Source organism: Nonomuraea sp. NPDC003709, assembly GCF_040610775.1.
GTDB lineage: Bacteria > Actinomycetota > Actinomycetes > Streptosporangiales > Streptosporangiaceae > Nonomuraea > Nonomuraea angiospora_A.
This window is the reverse complement of record NZ_JBEXMW010000022.1, coordinates 213,450-229,492: the sequence shown is the minus strand read 5'-3', so window position 1 is coordinate 229,492 and position 16,043 is coordinate 213,450. Positions and strand designations below refer to the sequence as shown.

Annotated in this window: 13 protein-coding genes; 5 read left to right on the top strand and 8 right to left on the bottom strand. The window is 71.3% G+C overall.

Annotated elements, in window-relative coordinates; all coding sequences use genetic code 11:
* Positions 1-45: 45 nt before the first annotated feature.
* The 3 genes from gatB to gatC are packed head-to-tail and all read right to left on the bottom strand — an operon-like array spanning position 46 to position 3,322.
* Positions 46-1,533, bottom strand: coding sequence for an Asp-tRNA(Asn)/Glu-tRNA(Gln) amidotransferase subunit GatB (gene gatB, locus ABZX61_RS48655; RefSeq protein WP_355205535.1), 1,488 nt, complete (start codon positions 1,531-1,533; stop codon positions 46-48).
* Positions 1,534-1,535: 2 nt separating this feature from the next.
* A complete protein-coding gene (gene gatA, locus ABZX61_RS48650; RefSeq protein ID WP_355205491.1) occupies positions 1,536-3,026 on the bottom strand; it encodes an Asp-tRNA(Asn)/Glu-tRNA(Gln) amidotransferase subunit GatA in 1,491 nt (496 codons plus the stop codon).
* Positions 3,023-3,322 carry an Asp-tRNA(Asn)/Glu-tRNA(Gln) amidotransferase subunit GatC gene (gatC, locus tag ABZX61_RS48645; protein ID WP_185068184.1) on the bottom strand — a complete coding sequence of 100 codons (300 nt, stop codon included), beginning with the start codon at positions 3,320-3,322 and terminating at the stop codon, positions 3,023-3,025. The genes gatA and gatC overlap by 4 nt, the downstream gene beginning before the upstream one ends.
* A gap of 146 nt (positions 3,323-3,468) precedes the next feature.
* Between gatC and ABZX61_RS48640 the strand changes: the two genes are divergently transcribed.
* Positions 3,469-3,942, top strand: a complete 474-nt coding sequence (locus tag ABZX61_RS48640; protein WP_355205488.1) for a hypothetical protein — start codon at positions 3,469-3,471, stop codon at positions 3,940-3,942.
* Here ABZX61_RS48640 and ABZX61_RS48635 read toward each other — a convergent pair.
* The 3 genes from ABZX61_RS48635 to ABZX61_RS48625 all read right to left on the bottom strand — a co-directional run bounded on the left by ABZX61_RS48635 (position 3,912) and on the right by ABZX61_RS48625 (position 9,842).
* The gene (locus tag ABZX61_RS48635; RefSeq protein ID WP_355205485.1) at positions 3,912-5,984 is read right to left on the bottom strand and encodes an EAL domain-containing protein; all 2,073 of its coding nucleotides are present in this window, start codon (positions 5,982-5,984) and stop codon (positions 3,912-3,914) included. The genes ABZX61_RS48640 and ABZX61_RS48635 overlap by 31 nt on opposite strands.
* Before the next feature lie 588 nt (positions 5,985-6,572).
* Positions 6,573-8,762: an NAD-dependent DNA ligase LigA gene (gene ligA / locus ABZX61_RS48630; protein ID WP_355205482.1), complete on the bottom strand. Its 2,190-nt coding sequence runs from the start codon at positions 8,760-8,762 to the stop codon at positions 6,573-6,575.
* Positions 8,763-8,843: 81 nt separating this feature from the next.
* Positions 8,844-9,842: a methionine synthase gene (locus ABZX61_RS48625; protein ID WP_355205479.1), complete on the bottom strand. Its 999-nt coding sequence runs from the start codon at positions 9,840-9,842 to the stop codon at positions 8,844-8,846.
* A 24-nt stretch (positions 9,843-9,866) separates the two neighbouring features.
* On the opposite strand from ABZX61_RS48625, the gene ABZX61_RS48620 reads away from it, so the two are divergent.
* Positions 9,867-10,499 (top strand): MBL fold metallo-hydrolase, encoded by a 633-nt coding sequence (locus ABZX61_RS48620; protein ID WP_355205476.1) that lies wholly within the window; start codon positions 9,867-9,869, stop codon positions 10,497-10,499.
* Here the strand turns inward: ABZX61_RS48620 and mnmA are convergent.
* Positions 10,492-11,550, bottom strand: a complete 1,059-nt coding sequence (gene mnmA / locus ABZX61_RS48615) for a tRNA 2-thiouridine(34) synthase MnmA (protein ID WP_355205474.1) — start codon at positions 11,548-11,550, stop codon at positions 10,492-10,494. The two genes, ABZX61_RS48620 and mnmA, sit on opposite strands and share 8 nt — an antisense overlap.
* A 67-nt stretch (positions 11,551-11,617) precedes the next feature.
* Here mnmA and ABZX61_RS48610 point away from each other — a divergent pair, with 67 nt between their 5' ends.
* Positions 11,618-12,661 carry a DUF695 domain-containing protein gene (locus ABZX61_RS48610; protein WP_355205471.1) on the top strand — a complete coding sequence of 348 codons (1,044 nt, stop codon included), beginning with the start codon at positions 11,618-11,620 and terminating at the stop codon, positions 12,659-12,661.
* A gap of 19 nt (positions 12,662-12,680) precedes the next feature.
* Here the strand turns inward: ABZX61_RS48610 and ABZX61_RS48605 are convergent, their stop codons facing one another.
* The gene (locus tag ABZX61_RS48605) at positions 12,681-13,844 is read right to left on the bottom strand and encodes a cysteine desulfurase family protein (protein ID WP_355205468.1); all 1,164 of its coding nucleotides are present in this window, start codon (positions 13,842-13,844) and stop codon (positions 12,681-12,683) included.
* 54 nt (positions 13,845-13,898) lie between these two features.
* Here ABZX61_RS48605 and ABZX61_RS48600 point away from each other — a divergent pair, with 54 nt between their 5' ends.
* Both ABZX61_RS48600 and ABZX61_RS48595 read left to right on the top strand, forming a co-directional pair.
* A complete protein-coding gene (locus tag ABZX61_RS48600) occupies positions 13,899-14,411 on the top strand; it encodes a TetR/AcrR family transcriptional regulator (RefSeq protein WP_355205466.1) in 513 nt (170 codons plus the stop codon).
* 416 nt (positions 14,412-14,827) lie between these two features.
* Positions 14,828-16,024: an MFS transporter gene (locus ABZX61_RS48595; protein ID WP_355205463.1), complete on the top strand. Its 1,197-nt coding sequence runs from the start codon at positions 14,828-14,830 to the stop codon at positions 16,022-16,024.
* Positions 16,025-16,043 lie beyond the last annotated feature (19 nt).

The following is a 16,043-nucleotide window of genomic DNA, read 5'->3' as shown; positions in this document are numbered from 1 at the left end:
AGGGCCCCGCCGTCGGAACGGCGAGGCCCTCATCGTTTGCCGGCGTTATTCGGAGACGCCCAGCTTCTCCAGGATCAGCTGGCGGGCGCGGGCCGCGTCGGCCTTGCCCCTGCTCGCCTTCATGACGCCGCCCACCAGGGCGCCGGCCGCGGCGATCTTGCCGGACCTGACCTTCTCGGCCGCGTCGGCGTTGGCGGCCAACACCTGGTCGATGATGGCCAGCAGCTCGCCCTCGTCGCTGACGATCTGCAGGCCGCGCTTCTCGACCACCTCGTCCGGAGTGCCCTCACCGGCCAGCACGCCTTCGAGCACCTCGCGCGCCAGCTTGTCGTTGAGCGCGCCGGAGGCCACCAGCTCGGTCACCCTGGCGACCTGCGCCGGGGTGATGGGCAGGTCGGCCAGCGCGGCGCCGGTCTCGTTGGCGCGCCTGGCCAGCTCGCCCATCCACCACTTGCGCGCGTCCGCCGCCGGGGCGCCCGCCGCGACCGTGGCCTCGACCAGGTCGAACGCGTCGGCGTTGTGCATGGCCTGCATGTCGAGGTCGGACAGCCCCCACTCGGCCTGCAGCCGCTTGCGCCTGACCGACGGCAGCTCGGGCAGGGCCGCCTTCAGCTCCGCCACCCAGGCGGTGTCGGGCGCGATCGGCACCAGGTCGGGCTCGGGGAAGTAGCGGTAGTCCTGCGCCTCCTCCTTGGACCTGCCGGACGTGGTGGTGCCGGTGTCCTCGTGGAAGTGCCGGGTCTCCTGAATGATCTTCCCGCCGTCGGCCAGTACGGCCGCCTGGCGCTCGATCTCGCTCCGCACGGACCGCTCGACGCTGCGCAGCGAGTTGACGTTCTTGGTCTCCGTACGGGTGCCCCACTCGGAGGAGCCGCGCGGCATGAGCGACACGTTGACGTCGCACCGCAGCGAGCCCTCCTCCATACGCACGTCGGAGACGCCGAGGGAGCGCATGATCTCGCGCAGCTCGGTGACGTACGCCTTGGCCACCTCGGGCGCGAGCCGGTCGGTGCCCGGGATGGGCTTGGTCACGATCTCGACCAGCGGGATGCCTGCGCGGTTGTAGTCGACGATCGAGTAGTCGGCCCCCTGGATGCGCCCGGTCGCGCCGCCCACGTGGGTGGACTTGCCGGTGTCCTCCTCCAGGTGCACCCGCTCGATCTCGATCCGCACGGTCCTGCCGTCGATCTCGACGTCGAGGTAGCCGTCGAAGCAGAGCGGCTCGTCGTACTGCGAGATCTGGTAGTTCTTCGGCATGTCCGGATAGAAGTAATTCTTCCGGGCGAAGCGGCACCACTCGGCGATCGAGCAGTTCAGCGCCAGGCCGATGCGGATGGTCGACTCGATGGCCGCGGCGTTGGCCACCGGCAGCGACCCGGGGAGCGCCAGGCAGGTCGGGCAGACCTGCGTGTTGGGCGGGGCGCCGAAGGCGGTCTTGCAGCCGCAGAACATCTTCGACCTGGTGCCCAGCTCGACGTGCGTCTCCAGGCCCAGCACCGGCTCGAACCGGTCGAGCGCTTCGTCATAGACCATGGTCATAGCGACGGGGCCTCCTTCAGCAGCGGGCCGCCCCAGCGGCTCTCCAGGGCCTTCTCGACGGCGGCACCGACGCGGTAGCAGCGGTCGTCGGCCAGGACCGGCGCCATGATCTGCAGGCCGACCGGCAGGTTGTCCTCGTCGGCCAGGCCGACCGGCACCGACATGGCCGCGTTGCCCGCCAGGTTGGACGGGATGGTGCACAGGTCGGCGAGGTACATCGCGATCGGGTCGTCGGCGCGCTCGCCGATCCCGAACGCCGTGGTCGGCGTGGTCGGCGACACCAGCACGTCGACCTGCTGGTAGGCGGCCTCGAACTCGCGGGAGATGACCGTGCGCACCTTCTGCGCCTGGCCGTAGTAGGCGTCGTAGTAGCCGCTCGACAGCGCGTACGTGCCGAGCATGATGCGCCGCTTGACCTCGGCGCCGAACCCGGCGGCCCTGGTCAGCGCCATGACCTCCTCGGCGCTGCGGGTGCCGTCGTCGCCGACGCGCAGGCCGTAGCGCATGGCGTCGAAGCGCGCCAGGTTGGAAGAGCACTCCGACGGCGCGATCAGGTAGTAGGCGGGCAGCGCGGTCGTGAACGACGGGCAGGAGACCTCGACGACCTTGGCCCCGAGCGACTCCAGGAGCTGCACGGTCTCGTGGTAGCGGGCCAGCACGCCGGCCTGGTAGCCCTCACCGGCGAACTCCTTGACGACGCCGATCCGCATGCCGGCGATGTCGGGGTTCTTCGCGGCCTCGACCACGCTCGGCACGGGCGCGTCGATCGAGGTGGAGTCCATCGGGTCGTGCCCGGAGAACGCCTCGTGCAGCAGCGCCGCGTCGAGCACGTTGCGGGCGAACGGGCCCGGCGTGTCGAGCGAGCTGGCGAACGCGATGATCCCGTAACGGGACGAGCCACCATAAGTGGGCTTCATGCCCACGATGCCGGTCACCGAGGCCGGCTGCCGGATGGAGCCGCCCGTGTCGGTGCCCGTGGACAGCGGCGCCTCGTACGCGGCCACGGCGGCGCTGGAGCCGCCCGACGAGCCGCCCGGCACCTTCGTCAGGTCCCACGGGTTGTGGGTGACCTGGTATGCCGAGTTTTCCGTGGAGGAGCCCATGGCGAACTCGTCCAGGTTGGTCTTGCCCAGGAAGACCAGCCCCGCCTCGCGCAGCCGCGCGGTGACGGTCGCGTCGTACGGCGGGCGCCAGCCCTCGAGGATCTTGGACGCGGCCGTGGTCGGCATGTCGCGCGTGGCGAAGATGTCCTTGTGCGCGATCGGCACGCCGGCCAGCGGGCCGAGCTTCTCGCCCGCCCTCAGCCTGGCGTCGACGGCCCGCGCCTGCTCCAGCGTCGTCTCGCGATCGATGTGGAGGAACGCCTGGACCTTGGGCTCGACCTCGGCCATGCGGTCGAGGTGCGCCTCGGCCACCTCGACGGCCGACACCTCGCCGCCGGCGATCATCGATCCCAGCTCGGCGGCAGTCTTACGGATAAGACTCATGCCTCCTCCCCGAGGATGCGCGGCACCCGGAAGCGGTCGTCCTCGACGGCGGGCGCGCCGGAGAGCGCCTGCTCGGGCGTCAGGCACTGTCGTACCTCGTCGGCACGGAAGACATTGGTCAGCGGAAGCGCGTGCGACGATGGCGGCACGTCCTCGGCGGCGACCTCGGCGACCTTCGCAACCGCTTCGATGATGGCATCGAGCTGGGTGGCGTAGTGGTCGAGTTCGTCGTCGGTGAGCGCCAGCCTGGACAACCGGGCCAGGTGTGCGACCTCGTCGCGGGTTATGGCGGACATGAGTCGTGTAACCCGTTTCGTGGATGGAGTCTTTGGACAATGCCATCCTAGGGGGCTTGACGTGGCAGCCCCGAACCGATTAACCGCCCCGAAACGAACCTCACCCTGCTCCCGCTCGTTATCCGCTTGGGGACAGGGGGTCGGCTGTGGAGCGGAACGGCTGCGGCGCGGGATGCCTGGTGGTGCTCATCGTGCTGACGATGCCTCTGGTGCTCGTCGCCGGAGTGCTGCTGGCGGCCGCCACCGTGTCCGCCGCCCGGCTGGAGTACCGCGCCGCGCACGGCGAGGGCACGATGGGCACCTTCACGGCGACCGACCTGGACTGCTCGGGCCGCGGCCCCTGCCGCTGGGAGGGCGTTTTCGAGTCCCCCGTACGGATCCGCCAGGATGCCTGGATCTACGGGTACGAGCCCCTCGACCTGTCCGAGGGCGACCGCGTGCCCGCCCTGGACGCGGGCCACGACGTCAAGGTGTTCCGTCCGGGCTCCTACGACTGGCCCGGCGTGATGCTGCTGTCGGCCCTCTCGCTCGCCACCCTGCTCCTGCCCGCCTACCTGCTCCGGCGCGTCCTGCGGAAGCGCCCGCCGGGTCAGGCCGATCGGCTGACCTCGGGCTGGTAGCCGTACTCGATCCCGGGCCCAGCGCCGGTGTGCTCCCTGAGCCAGACCGTGGCGTCGGCGGCGGCCATGGGCCGCCCGAACAGCCACCCCTGCCCCATGTCGCACCCCATCTCGTCCAGCCGCATCGCGACCTCGTCCGACTCCACGCCCTCGGCGACCGAGCGCAGGCCGAGCGAGCGGACCAGGTCCACGATCGAGCGGACGATCCGGTAGTCGTCCTCCGACTCGGCGATCCGGCGTACGAACGAGGCGTCGATCTTGACCTCGGACACCGCCAGGCGCTGGAGCCGGATCAGCGACGAGTAGCCCGTGCCGAAGTCGTCGAGCGCCAGCGGCACGCCCAGCGCGGCCAGCGCCTTGATGGTCTCGTGGGTGTAGGCCTGGTCGCCCGTCAGGATGCGCTCGGTCACCTCCAGCTGGATGGCCCCCGGCGGGAGCCCGGAGGCGGCCAGGCCGACCTCCAGCTGCTCCGGCAGGGCCGAGTCGAGCAGGTCGCGGGCCGAGATGTTGACGGAGATCTGCACCTGCAGCCCCGTGTGCCACCAGCGGGCCGCCTGCTCCAGCGCCGCCTCGATGACGTACGCCGTGAGGGGCCGCATCAGGTACGACTGCTCCGCCAGCGGCACGAACTCCGACGGCGGGATCATCCCGTGCACCGGATGACGCCACCGCAGCAGCGCCTCGACGCCCTGGACGGCGCCGGTGCCGAGGCTGACCTTGGGCTGGAAGTGCAGCCGCAGCTCGCGGCTGTCGATGGCACGGCGCAGGTCGCCGAGGAGATTGAGGCGTTCGGGAGAGTTGCGGTCCTTGTCGGGCTGGTAGAGCTCGACCCCGGTCCGCCCCTCCTTCGCCAGGTACATGGCCACGTCGGCCCGTTGCAGCAGCAGTTCGAAATCGGGGGCGTGGTCCGGATAGAGCGCGATCCCGACGGAACCGTCCACGTCGAAGGTCATGCCCTCCAGCCGGACCGGCTCGGTCAGCGCCGCCCGCAGCCGGGCCGCGACCTCCCTGGCCGCGTGGGCGTCCCTGATCGAAGGCAGCAGCACGGCGAACTCGTCACCGCCCAGCCGCGCCACGACGTCGCCGGGGCGTACGGAGTGGGTGAGCCGGTGCGCCACCGTCTGCAGCAGCCGGTCGCCCACCGGATGCCCCATCGTGTCGTTGACCTCCTTGAACCGGTCGAGGTCGAGGAGGAACAGGCCCACCCGCTCGTCATGCCGGGCCTCGGCCAGCGCCTCCTCCGTGCTGACGATGAGCATCTTGCGGTTGGGCAGGCCGGTCAGCTCGTCGTGCAGGGCCTGATGGTCACGGCGCATCGAGAGCGTGGCGGTGAAGTAGACGGCGGCCAGCGGGGCGACGAAAAGGGGCACCATGCCGGGCGAGTGCTCCATGGCCACGACGACCAGGGGCGCCAGGCCGAGCAGCCCGACGTACACGAGGCTCTGCGGGACGACCGTGACCTTGAACACCCGCGTGATCGAGCGCCGCTCGTGCAACGCGACCGCGCCGCACACGAGAGCCGCCCTGGTGGCGAAGTACGCGACCCCGGCCAGCGCGATCGCCGGCAGGTCCGACCCGTCCGGCACCCACGGCACGGCCGGGCTCGGCGCTATCCCGAACACCCCCATCACCACGGCCGCCGCGGTGAGCGCGAGCGTCGACTGCGCGATGTTGAACATGACCCGATGCCACGCCTTACGCGTCACCACCCCGTTCATGGCGACCGCGACGGCCTGCATGAGCACCGCGACGGGCAGCCCGAAGTGCAGGAGCACGGCGAAGGTGAACATGGTGGAGGGGTACGTGCCACCCACAGAGGCGGCGGACGACACCATCACGGGCCTCAGCTCGCCCAGGATCACCAGCACCGACAGCGCCCAGAACAGCGGCGTGCGGGCGAGCTCCACCAGCCCGACGGCGTCCAGCCTCAGCATGGCCACCACGAGCGCGGTGAAGCCGATCACGGTTACGCCCGCGAGGAACGCCCAGAGCGGCGAGCCGACGCGTGGTCCGGTGTCGCGGGTGTCGGTTGGGTCAGTCATCGGTAACAGAACCCCCATTAGGTCACTATGGGAGGGTACGACCTTCACCCCACTTCGCGAAACCAAGCGCGTACGTTCCGTCACTTCTCCTTTCCGACATATACCCAAAAACCACCCTCGGTAGCAAGTCGCCTACCCTCCCCGCACAACCGACCCTCTCGGCCCCCACCACCGACAGCGGCCCCACCCCGACGCCGCACTGCCCGCCCCAACTCCACCCGACGCGCATCCCACGCCCGGCCGGGCACCACACACCAAAGCGGGCCGGGCACCACACATCAGCGCCGAACTCCACCGCACCACACCCCGCCGACGCGGCGCCAAGAACGCCCTCGCCGAGAGCCGCGACACCGCCGACGCGGCGCGCCTGCCGCTCCACCCGCCCCCGCGCGCTGCCGTGCCATCCCGGCGACGCGACGCCACCCCGCCGCCTCACCCGCTCCCGCGCACTGCCGTGCCATCCCCACACGCGCCACCCACCAAGCGCCCAGCTCGCCGGAGCGCCGCATAGCGCACGCCGCTCACCCGGCACCGCATCCCGCGCAGCGGCCGGGCACCGCCGCACCAGCGCCCGGCCGTCGAGAGGTGCTAAGCCTCCGTGGGCACCGCCGCGGCCGCGGCCGCTTCCGGGCCGTCCTTCAGCAGGACCTCGAACCCGGCCCCGTCCAGGATCGGCACCCCGAGGCTCACCGCCTTGTCGTACTTCGACCCCGCGTTCTCCCCCACCACCAGGAACGACGTCTTCTTCGACACCGACCCCGACACCTTCCCGCCCCGGCTGGTGATCGCGTCGGCCGCCGAGTCGCGGGTGTAGCCCTCCAGCGTCCCCGTCACCACGAACGTCAGCCCCTCGAGCGTCTGCGGCCCCTTCTCCGGTGCGGGCTCGTCCTCCATCCGCACCCCCGCGGCCCGCCACCGGTCGATGATCTCCCGGTGCCAGTCCACCGAGAACCACTCCCGGATCGTGGCCGCCACCCGGGGCCCGATGCCCTCGACGGCGGCCAGCTCCTCCTCCGAGGCGTTCATGATGCGGTCGATCGAGCGCATCTCGTCGGCCAGCGCGCGGGCGGTCGGTGGGCCGATGTGCCGGATCGACAGGGCGACCAGCACGTTGGCGAGCGGCGCCTGCTTGGCCTGCTTCAGCTCCTCGATGAGCTGCAGCGCGTTCTGGCTGGCCCCGCCGTCGATGTTGGAGAAGAAGGTGACGACCTTCTCCTCCCCGGTCTTGGGGTCGATCTTGGCCAGACCGGTGTTCTGGTCGCGGACGATCGACTTGATGGGCAGCAGCTGCTCCAGCGTCAGGTCGAACAGGTCGGCCTCGGTGCGCACCACGGGCTCCTGGGGCGGCAGCGGCTGGGTGAGCGCGGTGGCCGCGACGTAGCCGAGCCCGTCGATGTCGAGCGCGCGCCGCCCGCCCGCGAAGAAGATGCGCTCGCGGATCTGGGCGGGGCAGCGGTGGGTGTTGGGGCAGCGCAGGTCGGCGTCGCCCTCCTTCTCGTACGCCAGCTCGGTGCCGCACTCCGGGCAGTGGGTCGGCATGACGAACTCGCGCTCCGACCCGTCGCGCAGCGCCGTCACCGGCCCGACGATCTCGGGGATGACGTCGCCCGCCTTGCGCAGCACCACGGTGTCGCCGATGAGCACGCCCTTCTTGACCACGATGGCGGCGTTGTGGAGCGTGGCCCGCTCGACGGTCGAGCCCGACACCGTCACGGGCTCCATCACCGCGTACGGCGTGACCCGCCCCGTGCGGCCGACGCCCACCTCGATGTCGAGCAGCTTGGTGTTGACCTCTTCCGGCGGGTATTTGTACGCCATCGCCCACCGCGGCGCCCGCGACGTGGAGCCCAGCTCCCGCTGCGTGCGGAAGTCGTCGACCTTCACGACCACCCCGTCGATCTCGTACGGAGGATCGTGCCGGTGCACGCGGTAATTCTCGATGAACTCGTTGACCTCGGTGAGCCCCGGCACCACCTGATAGAGATCGCTGACCGGCAGCCCGAACTCCCGCAGCCGGTCGTACACGTCGGACTGCGCCCGCGGCACGGCCGAGCCCTCCCAGATGCCGATGCCGTGCACGAGCATCCGCAGCGGCCGCTGGGCCGTGACGCGCGGGTCCTTCTGCCGCAGCGTGCCGGCCGCGGAGTTACGCGGGTTGGCGAACGGCGGCTTGCCCTGCTCAATGAGCTGCTCGTTGAGCTGCTTGAAGTCCTCGACCGGGATGTAGACCTCGCCGCGCACCTCGACCAGGCTGGGGACGTCGTGGCCCGTGAGCCGGTGAGGGACGCCCTTGATCGTGCGGACGTTGGCCGTCACGTCGTCGCCCGTGCGCCCGTCGCCGCGGGTCGCCCCGCGCTCCAGCTTGCCGTCGCGGTAGACCAGCGCGATCGCCAGCCCGTCGATCTTGAGCTCGCAGAGGTAGGGCCCCGGATCTCCCTCGGCCAGCCGCTCGGCCCGCTGCATCCAGGCGGCCATGTCGGCTTCGTTGAAGGCGTTGTCGAGGCTCTCCATGCGGTTGAGGTGCTGGACCTTGGCGAAGTCGCCCGACACGGGGGCGCCGACCTTCTGCGTCGGCGAGTCGGGGGTCTGGAGCGACGGATGCGACTCCTCCAGCGCGAGCAGCTCCTTGAACCACCCGTCGAACTGGGCGTCGCTGACCGTCGGCTGGTCGAGCACGTAGTAGCGCCAGCGAGCGTCGTCGACCAGCTCGCTCAGCTCGGCATGCCGCTTGAGCGCGGCCACGGGCACACCCGCCACCTCGGCGCCTGGCTCACTCACCGTCTGCTCCCCTCCCGAACCCGAACCCGAATCCGAACCCGTACGTCAACCTGTGCAAACGCTACCGCTGAGCACTGACCTTCAGCGCTCACCCCGTTGCGACCCGGCCTCCGGGTCCTCCCTGAGCACCTGGGCCGCCTTCCGGCAGGCCGCCAGGGCCGCGCGGGCGTACGCGGGTGACGCGCCGGCCAGCCCGCACGCCGGGGTCAGCACGACCTGCTCGGCCAGCCGGTCGGGCGCGAACCCGAGCCGCCGCCACAGCTCCAGCGCCGGTTTGGCGACCACCCCGACGCCGGGCAGCCGGGTGTCCCGGCCGGGCACGACCCCCAGCAGGAACCGCAGACCCGCCTCGACGGCCTCCCCGAGGGAGTCCTCGTCCCTGCGCCGCAGCAGCGCGGCGTCCACCGACACACCGCGCACCCCGGCCCTGCGCAGCACGTCGAAGGGCACGGACGGCGCGCAGCAGTGCACGATCGGGGCGTCGAAGGAGCGCATCGACTCCTCCACCCGCCACTCCTCGACGGCCGCCAGCCGCCCGAACCCCGACGCCGTCGGCACGGTCCCCGCCAGCACCCCGGGCAGCCCCGGCTCGTCGAGCTGCAGCACGATCTCCGTCACCCCGGGCAGCCGCCGCCGCACGTCGGCGCAGTGGTCGGCGACCCCCTGCGCCAGCGAGTCGGTCAGATCGCGTACGGCCCCGGGGTCGGAGAGCATCTTGTCGCCGTGTTTCAGCTCGATCGACCCGGCCAGCGTCCACGGGCCGCAGACCTGCAGCTTGAGCGGCCCGGAGTAGTCGTGGCCGACCTCCTCCAGCCCGTCGAGATCCCGCCGCAGATGATCGACGGCCCGCTGGTGGTCGCGCCCCGGCCGATCGGTCAGCCGCCACCCGGAGGGCTGCACCTCGACGGGCAGCTCGACGAGCAGCCCGGCCGTCCTGCCGATCATGTCGGCGCCGACGCCCCTGGCCGGCAGCTCAGGCAGGTACGGCAATCCGGGCACCTCTCCGAACACGACCCTGATCGCCTCGAAATGGTCCTCGCCCGGATGCGAGCCGACTCCGGTGGCTTCCCACGTAGACATGGGCACAAGCGTAGGCTCTGCGGAATGGAGCTGACGAAACACGAGCACGCCTGTGTACGCGTGGAGAAGAACGGCAAGGTCCTGATCATCGACCCCGGGACGTTCAGCAAGGGACCCGTGCTCGACGGGGCCGACGCGGTCCTGATCACCCACGAGCACTGGGACCATGTGGACGTCGACAAGTTGAAGGCCGCGCCGCCCGCCCTGGAGATCTACACCTGCGAGGGCGTCGCCGCGGATCTGACGGACGTTCCGCAGAAGGTCCAGGTGGTACGGCACGGCGACGCGTTCGAGGCGGCCGGTTTCCGCGTGCGGGCCTTCGGCGAGTGGCACGCCAAGAACCATCCCGACGTACCCGTCGTCCAGAATGTCGGGTTCCTCGTGGACGACGAGATCTTTTACCCGGGTGACGCCTTGACGGTCCCGGGCGTGGACGTGCCCACCCTGCTGGTCCCGACCGGCGGGCCCTGGCTGAAGCTCGGCGACATGATCGGGTATCTCCGCGAGATCCGCCCGGCGAGGGCGTTCTCCACCCATGACGGCCTGTACAACGACATCGGCTTCGGCCTAGTGGACAACTGGCTGAAGATGGAGTCGGAGCACCAGAGCGCCGACATCCGCCGCCTGGCGGTCGGCGAGTCGGTGACGCTCAGCTAGCGGCGACGATCGTCGCCGAGCCGATCACGGTGTCGCCGGAATAGAGCACGGCCGCCTGGCCCGCCGCCACCCCGGTGGCCGGGCGGTCGAGATCGATGCGGACGCCGCCACCGATCTCCGCGAAGCGGCACCCGTACACCTCTCCGTGCGCCCGCAGCTGCACGGTCAGGTCCTCGACCGTGGCCGGGCCGTTCCACACCGGGCTCCCGCACGTGATCGAGGTGACCTCGAGCGCGGCACGCGGGCCGACCGTGACGGTGTTGGAAACCGGCTCGATCGACAGCACGTAGCGGGGCCGGCCGTCGGCCGCCGGGCGGTCGATGTGCAGGCCCTTGCGCTGCCCGATCGTGAAGCCGTGGGCGCCCTGGTGGCTGCCGACGACCGCACCGCTCTGGTCGACGATGGGGCCCTCGGCCGAGCCGAGGCGCTCGGCCAGGAAGCCGCGGGTGTCGCCGTCGGCGATGAAGCAGATGTCGTGGCTGTCGGGCTTGTCGGCGACGGTCAGGCCGCGCCTGGCGGCCTCCTCGCGCACCTGGGCCTTGGTCGAGTCGCCCAGCGGGAAGATCGCGTGGCTGAGCTGCTCGCGGGTGAGCACCCCGAGCACGTACGACTGGTCCTTGCCCTGGTCGGGGCTCCTGGACAGCACGCCGTCGACCAGCTTGGCGTGGTGGCCGGTGGCGACCGCGTCGAAGCCCAGCGCCAGCGCCCGGTCGAGCACCGCCGAGAACTTGATCTTCTCGTTGCACCGCAGGCACGGGTTGGGCGTGCGGCCCGCGGCGTACTCGGACACGAAGTCCTCGACCACGTCGCGTTGGAAGCGCTCGGCCATGTCCCAGATGTAGAAGGGGATGCCGATCACGTCGGCGGCGCGTCGCGCGTCGCGCGAGTCCTCGATCGTGCAGCAGCCCCGCGCGCCCGTACGGTGGGATTGGGGGTTGGCCGACAGAGCGAGGTGCACACCAGTGACGTCGTGACCGGCCTCGGCGATCCGAGCGGCGGCCACGGCGGAGTCGACGCCGCCCGACATGGCGGCAAGCACACGCAGTCCCATGACCGTTCCAGCGTACTGTCCGCGCGGGAGTGCGCGACCATGGGCGGGGTCTGCGAGTATTCAGGCCATGCGACTGTTCGGGCGCAAGGGCGCAGAGGAAGAGACCGGCGACGGGATCGCCGAGTTCTGGGCGTGGTGGCAGGAGTCCAGGCCGGGGCTCGATTCCCTGGTCGCGAACGGCGACGTCGAAGGGCTTGAGGAGCGGCTGGCCCCGGCGGTCGCCGCGATCCACCCGGGCCTGGTCTGGGAGGTGGCTCCGGGCAAGGAGGCCGCGCACGCCCTGGTGGTGACCGCGGCCGGCGACCCCGAGCTGCGCTCGCTCGCGCACCGCTGGGCCAAGGCGGCGCCGCCGTCCGACATGCTGTGGGAGTACCACCCGTCGCGGCAGGCCAATCCGCAGGCCATGGAGCTGACGCTGGACGTCGGCGGCTTCGAGTTCGCGCTCGACAAGCTGATGCTGGGGCTGCGGGTGCCGAGGGACCAGCCGCGGGTCGACGTGTCCGCGTACCACCCGATCTTCGGCGAGCTGGACGAGGACACCAGGATGGAGGCCACCCTGCTGGCCCTCGACTGGCTGCTCGGCGAGGACGACGTGGCCCGCTGGGTCGGGGAGATCACGCCGGCCACGTTCCAGCCGATCGACTCCGTGGCCGCCGCCCACCTGCCCGCCGTGGTCACCGACGTGGCCTCGGGCTACACCGAGGAGGAGTGGCTGCTGCTCGAAGGGCAGACCGGCAGCGGCGCGCCGCTGGTCGCCACGGCCCGCCACCCGCTGCGGCCGGTGGACTACCCGCTGTTCGACCAGCACATCGCGATCACGCTGCCGTACACCCACCGCGACGAGAACGGCCTGCCGGTCGGCGACTCGCTGACGGCGCTGCGCGACTTCGAGGAGCGACTGGCCGCGCGGCTGCTCAAGCTGCGTGACGACGCGGTGCTGGCGGCGCACATGAGTGCCGAGGGGCATCGGATCATCCACGTGTACGCCGACCCGACCGGCGACGCGGCGATCCACGCGAAGGAGCTGATCGTGAGCTGGGAGGAGGGCGAGCCCCGGGTGGACGTGGCCGCCGATCCGTCCTGGTCCGCCGTGGTGTCCTTCCTGACCTGAGCCCCCGGCCGCCCGGGTCTCAGCTGAGGCCGGCTCGGCGGGCGCGTTCGACGGCGGCGGGGAGCACCTCGATCAGGCGGTCGACGTCGTCGCGGGTCGAGGTGTGGCCCAGGGTGAACCTGAGCGAGCCCCGCGCCGCCGCCGACTCCGCCCCCATGGCCAGCAGCACATGGGACGGCTGCGCCACGCCCGCCGAACACGCCGAGCCCGTCGAGCACTCCACGCCCTTGGCGTCGAGCAGCATGAGCAGCGCGTCTCCCTCGCAGCCGGGGAAGGAGAAGTGGGCGTTGCCGGGCAACCGGTCGGCGGGGTCGCCGTTGAGCACCACGTCGGGGACGGCCTGGCGTACGCGCTGGATGAGCTCGTCGCGCAGCGACGTCAGGCGGCGGGCCAGAGCCTCCTGCTCCTTGACGGCGGCGCCGACGGCGGCGGCCAGCCCGGCGATGGCGGGCGCGTCGAGCGTGCCCGAGCGCACGTCGCGCTCCTGGCCTCCGCCGTGCTGGACGGAGACCGGCGTCAGCCCTCTGGCCAGCAGCAGCGCACCGGCCCCCATCGGGCCGCCGACCTTGTGGCCGGTCAGCGTGAGCGCGTCGACCCCCGAGGCCGAGAACGACACGGGCAACTGCCCCACCGCCTGGACCGCGTCGGTGTGGAACGGGATGCCGTGGTCATGGGCGATGGCCGCCAGCACGTGGACGGGCTGGACCGTGCCGACCTCGTTGTTGGCCCACATGACGCTGATCATGGCCACGTCGTCGGGGTCGCGCTCGATGGCCTCGCGCAGCGTCTCGGGGTGGACCCGGCCGTACGCGTCCACGGCGAGCAGCTCGACCTCGGCGCCCTGGCTGTCGGCCAGCCAGTGGGCGGGATCGAGCGCGGCGTGGTGCTCGACCGAGCTGATCAGCACGCGCCGCCTCGGACGGCGCGACCAGTAGAGGCCCTTGATCGCGAGGTTGTCGGCCTCGGTGCCGCCCGAGGTGAACACGACCTCGCTGGGCCGGGCGCCGAGCGCGTCGGCGATCGTCTCGCGCGCCTCCTCGACCACCCTGCGCGTCCGGCGGCCTGCCGCGTGCAGCGAGGAGGCGTTGCCGACGCATTTGAGCTGCTCCGTCATGGCCTCGATCGCCTCGGGCAGCATGGGTGTGGTAGCCGCATGATCAAGATAGGCCGACGGTCTGGTCACCCGATCAGGGTATCTCGTTTGCTACTGTACCGTCCGGACGGTACAGTAGAGTCCATGCGAAGGGACGAGCTTTTGGACGCGGCAGAGGACCTGCTCTGCGATCAGGGCTCGTCCGCACTCACCCTGGCCGCCGTGGCGGACCGGGCAGGCGTCAGCAAGGGCGGCCTCCTCTATCACTACGGCACCAAAGAAGCCCTGATCAAGGGCATGGTGGAGCGTCTGATCGAGGAGTTCGACCAGCTCATGGTCGCACAGCCCGGGGAGACCTACACCGAGCGCTACCTGCACGCCACGCTGGCCGCCGTCCGCTCCGGACGGCTGCGACGATGGGCCGTAGTCACGGGCGCCTCGGGCAACCTCTTCCTGCTCGCGCCGCTACGCGAGGCGATGGCCCGCTGGCATCGCGAGGGGTTGGGCGAGGAGCCGGATCCGCGGGCGTCGCAGATCGTACGACTGGCGTGTGAAGGGCTCTGGGACGTGGCCAGCCATGACCCGGAGCTGAACACGGAGGACGATCTCCAAGCGCTCGAGACCCGGATGAAAGCGCTGCTCAAACCCCCTTCCTGAGCCCCTGACCCGCCCGCCCCCCACCGTGGGGACGCGGGTCCGTCTGTGCCTTCCCGACTGCCCGCTCGGACGACAGCCGGTACGGCGCCGCCCGACTGGCGCGCGGCCTTCCCTCAAGGCGGAGGCCACGATCGAGCCGGCGCCCGGACCGCGTCCCAGACACGGGCCGCCGCTTGCCCGGACACCCGTCGCCGACCAGACCACTCGACCTGGGTGCTCGGCCGGTGACTGTGCTCGGTGCTCAGTACGAGCGGGCAGGCGGAACCCCTCGGGCCACAACCGTCCAGCCGAACCCCTCCCTCACCCCGGCCCGAGCTCGCCCGGCCACCCGGCGCGGCGCTCGGATGCCCCGGGGCGGGCGGGTCCCGAGACCTAAATATGGCGAAATAGTGCGAATTCTTGTGAGGTGTTAAACGATGACCCGTTCCCTGAGGAGTGCCCGTAACGGGGCGGTTCTGACGTTTGTGCTGGGCGGACTGATGGTCGGCACCATGACGGTGCGCATCCCGGCGCTGACCGACAAGCTCGGCCTGTCCGAGTCGACGGTCGGCGCCGTCCTCCTCGTGTGGGGCCTGGGCGCGCTGGTGACGATGCAGTCCATGCGCCGGATCATGGCCCGTGCGGGCAGCCGGGCGGTGCTGCGGATCGGCGGGCCGCTCACCGCGCTGGGACTCGTGGCCGTGGCGTTCGCCCCGAACCTCCCGTTGCTCATGGTGGCCGTGGCGCTCTTCGGCATGGCGTTCGGCACCGTGGACGTGGCCATGAACGCCCAGGGCTCCACGGTCGAGCAGGCGTACGGACGGCCGCTGATGAACGGCATGCACGCGGGCTGGTGCGTGGGCGCCATCTCGGCGGGCGCGCTGGGCAGCGTGGCGATCGCCGTGGGGCTGCCGTTCACCGCCAACGTCGCGCTGATCGGCCTGATCTCGCTGCCCGTCATGGTCATGATCGGCCGTACGTACCTGCCCGAGCCCCCGGCGGCCGAGACCGCGGCGGCGGCCCGCCGGGGCATGCCGCCGATCGTCTACCTGCTGGGCGCGATCATGTTCTTCGCGTTCATGGTCGAGGGCACGGTCGCCGACTGGAACGGCCTCTACATGCGGAACGAGCTGGGCGCCCCCGAGGCGCTGGCCGCCCTCGGCTACCCGGTGTTCGAGCTGGGCATGCTGATCGCCAGGCTCACCGGTGACCGGCTGCGGACCAGGTTCGGCGTTCGGGGCATGCTGACCGTCTCCGGAGTGGCGACGGCCGGGTTCTTCGCGGTGGTGCTGATGGCGCCGGCGGCGCTGGTGGCGGTGTTCGCGATGTTCTTCGTCGGGCTCGGCGTGGCGACGATCTCGCCGCTGACCCTGTCGCTGGCGGGCACCGCGACCGACTCCCCAGGACCGGCGATCGCCCAGGCGGGCGCCATGGGGTACGCCGGCCTGCTGCTCGGGCCCGTCGTGATCGGCTTCATCTCGGACGCCACGACGCTGCGTACCGCGCTCGGCATCGGGGTCGTCCTGGGCGTGCTGATCGCCGCCGCCTCCCGCCTCCTGCCCCGCAACGAGCCGTCGGCGATCACCCCGGCGGTCACCCTGGCCGACCGTGAGACCGTCGAGGTCGCGGCCTGACATTTGGCCTCGTACATGG